This is a genomic window from Microbacterium petrolearium (genome assembly GCF_054782875.1).
In genome coordinates this window covers 1-5,465 of sequence record NZ_BAAGRQ010000035.1, presented here as the reverse complement: position 1 = coordinate 5,465, position 5,465 = coordinate 1, and the positions used below count along the sequence as shown (strand labels likewise).

The window sequence follows — 5,465 nt, the reverse complement described above, 5'->3', positions numbered from 1 at the left end:
TGCCCCGGAGGGCTGCAGGGGGACCTGCAGGGCTGGGTGCGTCCGATCCTTGAGAACTCAACAGCGTGCACTTGTCAAATGCCAAATAACCTCGTCGGCTGACTTCGGTCAGTCGTGAGATTCCTTTGGATCAATTTATGGATTGTCAGTTTTGACATCCTTTTTGGTCATGATTGAACTCGCTGCAGCAGTGACTGTTTTCCCGGTCGTGTTGTGGCATTCGTTTTTTACGGAGAGTTTGATCCTGGCTCAGGATGAACGCTGGCGGCGTGCTTAACACATGCAAGTCGAACGGTGAAGCTCCAGCTTGCTGGAGTGGATCAGTGGCGAACGGGTGAGTAACACGTGAGCAACCTGCCCCTGACTCTGGGATAACAGCCGGAAACGGCTGCTAATACCGGATATGCACCATGAACGCATGTTCTGTGGTGGGAAAGATTTTTCGGTTGGGGATGGGCTCGCGGCCTATCAGCTTGTTGGTGAGGTAATGGCTCACCAAGGCGTCGACGGGTAGCCGGCCTGAGAGGGTGACCGGCCACACTGGGACTGAGACACGGCCCAGACTCCTACGGGAGGCAGCAGTGGGGAATATTGCACAATGGGCGAAAGCCTGATGCAGCAACGCCGCGTGAGGGATGACGGCCTTCGGGTTGTAAACCTCTTTTAGCAGGGAAGAAGCGAGAGTGACGGTACCTGCAGAAAAAGCGCCGGCTAACTACGTGCCAGCAGCCGCGGTAATACGTAGGGCGCAAGCGTTATCCGGAATTATTGGGCGTAAAGAGCTCGTAGGCGGTTTGTCGCGTCTGCTGTGAAAACTGGAGGCTCAACCTCCAGCCTGCAGTGGGTACGGGCAGACTAGAGTGCGGTAGGGGAGATTGGAATTCCTGGTGTAGCGGTGGAATGCGCAGATATCAGGAGGAACACCGATGGCGAAGGCAGATCTCTGGGCCGTAACTGACGCTGAGGAGCGAAAGGGTGGGGAGCGAACAGGCTTAGATACCCTGGTAGTCCACCCCGTAAACGTTGGGAACTAGTTGTGGGGGCCTTTCCACGGTCTCCGTGACGCAGCTAACGCATTAAGTTCCCCGCCTGGGGAGTACGGCCGCAAGGCTAAAACTCAAAGGAATTGACGGGGACCCGCACAAGCGGCGGAGCATGCGGATTAATTCGATGCAACGCGAAGAACCTTACCAAGGCTTGACATATACGAGAACGGGCTAGAAATAGTCAACTCTTTGGACACTCGTATACAGGTGGTGCATGGTTGTCGTCAGCTCGTGTCGTGAGATGTTGGGTTAAGTCCCGCAACGAGCGCAACCCTCGTTCTCTGTTGCCAGCACGTAATGGTGGGAACTCAGGGGATACTGCCGGGGTCAACTCGGAGGAAGGTGGGGATGACGTCAAATCATCATGCCCCTTATGTCTTGGGCTTCACGCATGCTACAATGGCCGGTACAAAGGGCTGCAATACCGTGAGGTGGAGCGAATCCCAAAAAGCCGGTCCCAGTTCGGATTGAGGTCTGCAACTCGACCTCATGAAGTCGGAGTCGCTAGTAATCGCAGATCAGCAACGCTGCGGTGAATACGTTCCCGGGTCTTGTACACACCGCCCGTCAAGTCATGAAAGTCGGTAACACCTGAAGCCGGTGGCCTAACCCTTGTGGAGGGAGCCGTCGAAGGTGGGATCGGTAATTAGGACTAAGTCGTAACAAGGTAGCCGTACCGGAAGGTGCGGCTGGATCACCTCCTTTCTAAGGAGCATCTGGCACCCTCTGGGGTGTCCAGGCGCCGGATCATCATCGAATGTGTGATGCCGGTTAGCTCATGGGTGGAACATTTGACATGCCGTCAGCGCGTCTGGCTGGTTCTAGTACGTCACTTCGGTGGCTGGAACGGATCGGCCCGGGAGCGGGGCGGCTGCACGCTGTTGGGTCCTGAAGGACCGGGAGCATTTCCTGGGACTTCGTGGGCTCATCTTTGCGCCGGCCTTTGGTTGGTGGCGGGGTGGGTGCCGCCCGTACTTTGAGAACTACACAGTGGACGCGAGCATCTTAAAGAAGCGAACATAGAACATTTTTGTTTTATGGCTCATGTGATTTCAAGTCTTTAAGAGCAAACGGTGGATGCCTTGGCATCTGGAGCCGAAGAAGGACGTAGCAATCTGCGATAAGCCTCGGGGAGCTGATAAGCGAGCTTTGATCCGTGGATTTCCGAATGGGGAAACCCCGCCAGGCGTACTTGTGCGACCTGGTGACTCCCGCCTGAATATATAGGGCGGGTAGAGGGAACGTGGGGAAGTGAAACATCTCAGTACCCACAGGAAGAGAAAACAACAGTGATTCCGTGAGTAGTGGCGAGCGAAAGCGGAAGAGGCTAAACCGGGCGTGTGTGATAGCCGGCAGGCGTTGCACGTTCGGGGTTGTGGGACCCGCTTGAACCTTCTGCCGAGGGTTCGACGTGACAGAAGCGTATAGACGAACGGTCTTGAATGGCCGGCCAGAGAAGGTGCCAGCCCTGTAGTTGAAATGCGTGTTCTGGCGTGGTGGGGATCCCAAGTAGCACGGGGCCCGAGAAATCCCGTGTGAATCTGTCAGGACCACCTGATAAGCCTAAATACTCCCAGATGACCGATAGCGGACAAGTACCGTGAGGGAAAGGTGAAAAGTACCCCGGGAGGGGAGTGAAATAGTACCTGAAACCGTTTGCTTACAAACCGTCGGAGCCTCCTCAGCTGGGGTGACGGCGTGCCTTTTGAAGAATGAGCCTGCGAGTTAGCGATACGTGGCGAGGTTAACCCGTGTGGGGTAGCCGTAGCGAAAGCGAGTCTGAATAGGGCGATTCAGTCGCGTGTCCTAGACCCGAAGCGAAGTGATCTATCCATGGCCAGGCTGAAGCGACGGTAAGACGTCGTGGAGGGCCGAACCCACTTAGGTTGAAAACTGAGGGGATGAGCTGTGGATAGGGGTGAAAGGCCAATCAAACTTCGTGATAGCTGGTTCTCTCCGAAATGCATTTAGGTGCAGCGTTGCGTGTTTCTTGCCGGAGGTAGAGCTACTGGATGGCCGATGGGCCCTACCAGGTTACTGACGTCAGCCAAACTCCGAATGCCGGTAAGTGAGAGCGCAGCAGTGAGACTGTGGGGGATAAGCTTCATAGTCGAGAGGGAAACAACCCAGATCGCCAACTAAGGTCCCAAAGCGTGTGCTAAGTGGGAAAGGATGTGGAGTTGCTTAGACAACCAGGAGGTTGGCTTAGAAGCAGCCACCCTTGAAAGAGTGCGTAATAGCTCACTGGTCAAGTGATTCCGCGCCGACAATGTAACGGGGCTCAAGCACACCACCGAAGTTGCGGCATTGACACTTTTGGCAGGCCTTCGTGGTCCAGCCGTGTTGATGGGTAGGAGAGCGTCGTGTGGCCAGCGAAGCGGCGGAGTGATCCAGCCGTGGAGGCCACACGAGTGAGAATGCAGGCATGAGTAGCGAATGACGTGTGAGAAACACGTCCTCCGAAAGACCAAGGGTTCCAGGGTCAAGCTAATCTTCCCTGGGTAAGTCGGGACCTAAGGCGAGGCCGACAGGCGTAGTCGATGGACAACGGGTTGATATTCCCGTACCGGCGAAGAACCGCCCAAACCAATCCAGTGGTGCTAAGCGCCCAAAGCCAGTCACTGTCACCTTCGGGTGACGCCGGCTGGTGGAGCGCGCGACCCCATGCTGGTGCGGTTAGCGTATTAACAGGTGTGACGCAGGAAGGTAGCCCAAGCCAGGCGATGGTTGTCCTGGTGCAAGTGCGTAGGCCGAGAGGTAGGCAAATCCGCCTCTCATACAGGCTGAGACACGATGCGGATAAAAAGTGGGTGATCCTCAGCTGCCGAGAAAAGCATCGACGCGAGGTTCCAGCCGCCCGTACCCCAAACCGACTCAGGTGGTCAGGTAGAGAATACCAAGGAGATCGAGATAATCGTGGTTAAGGAACTCGGCAAAATGCCCCCGTAACTTCGGGAGAAGGGGGGCCCAGCGCGTATTAGGACTTGCTCCGAAAGCGTGTGTGGGCCGCAGAGACCAGTGGGTAGCGACTGTTTATTAAAAACACAGGTCCGTGCCAAGTCGCAAGACGATGTATACGGACTGACGCCTGCCCGGTGCCGGAAGGTTAAGAGGAAGGGTCAGCCGCAAGGCGAAGCTCCGAATTTAAGCCCCGGTAAACGGCGGTGGTAACTATAACCATCCTAAGGTAGCGAAATTCCTTGTCGGGTAAGTTCCGACCTGCACGAATGGCGTAACGACTTCCCAACTGTCTCAACCACGAACTCGGCGAAATTGCATTACGAGTAAAGATGCTCGTTACGCGCAGCAGGACGGAAAGACCCCGTGACCTTTACTACAGCTTGGTATTGGTGTTCGGTGTGGCTTGTGTAGGATAGGTGGGAGACTTTGAAGCGGACACGCCAGTGTTCGTGGAGTCGTTGTTGAAATACCACTCTGGTCACTCTGGATATCTAACTTCGAACCGTGATCCGGTTCAGGGACAGTGCCTGGTGGGTAGTTTAACTGGGGCGGTTGCCTCCCAAAGAGTAACGGAGGCGCCCAAAGGTTCCCTCAACCTGGTTGGCAATCAGGTGGCGAGTGTAAGTGCACAAGGGAGCTTGACTGTGAGACTGACAGGTCGAGCAGGGACGAAAGTCGGGACTAGTGATCCGGCAGTGGCTTGTGGAAGCGCTGTCGCTCAACGGATAAAAGGTACCTCGGGGATAACAGGCTGATCTTGCCCAAGAGTCCATATCGACGGCATGGTTTGGCACCTCGATGTCGGCTCGTCGCATCCTGGGGCTGGAGTAGGTCCCAAGGGTTGGGCTGTTCGCCCATTAAAGCGGTACGCGAGCTGGGTTTAGAACGTCGTGAGACAGTTCGGTCCCTATCCGCTGCGCGCGTAGGAAGTTTGAGAGGATCTGACCCTAGTACGAGAGGACCGGGTTGGACGAACCTCTGGTGTGACAGTTGTCCTGCCAAGGGCACCGCTGTTTGGCTACGTTCGGGATGGATAACCGCTGAAAGCATCTAAGCGGGAAGCCGGCCTCAAGATGAGACTTCCATGCCCCTAGAGGGTGAGAGGCTCCCAGCAGACTACTGGGTTGATAGGCCAGACGTGGAAGCACAGCAATGTGTGCAGCTGACTGGTACTAATAAGCCGATGACTTACAAATCACTCATTCTTTATGCGTGTTCGCGTCCACTATGTGGTTCCCGATGTACGGGCACCACACCAACACATTCTTCGTGTTGATGTGCTGAAACATCGAAAGAGTTTCGGCGGTCATAGCGAGAGGGAAACGCCCGGTCACATTCCGAACCCGGAAGCTAAGCCTCTCAGCGCCGATGGTACTGCAGGGGGGACCCTGTGGGAGAGTAGGACACCGCCGGACACCACTTCACCGGAAGGCCGCCCAACGCTGGGCGGCCTTCCGT

3 rRNA genes are annotated in these 5,465 nt (G+C 55.9%); all 3 read left to right on the top strand.

What is annotated here, in order from left to right:
- The first annotated feature begins 226 nt into the window (after positions 1-226).
- The 3 genes from ACYVJ0_RS13365 to rrf all read left to right on the top strand — a co-directional run bounded on the left by ACYVJ0_RS13365 (position 227) and on the right by rrf (position 5,422).
- Positions 227-1,751 (top strand): 16S ribosomal RNA (locus tag ACYVJ0_RS13365).
- 345 nt (positions 1,752-2,096) lie between these two features.
- Positions 2,097-5,203, top strand: a 23S ribosomal RNA gene (locus ACYVJ0_RS13360).
- 102 nt (positions 5,204-5,305) lie between these two features.
- Positions 5,306-5,422: ribosomal RNA gene (gene rrf / locus ACYVJ0_RS13355) — 5S ribosomal RNA — on the top strand.
- The 16S, 23S and 5S rRNA genes sit together here, the layout of an rRNA operon.
- Positions 5,423-5,465 lie beyond the last annotated feature (43 nt).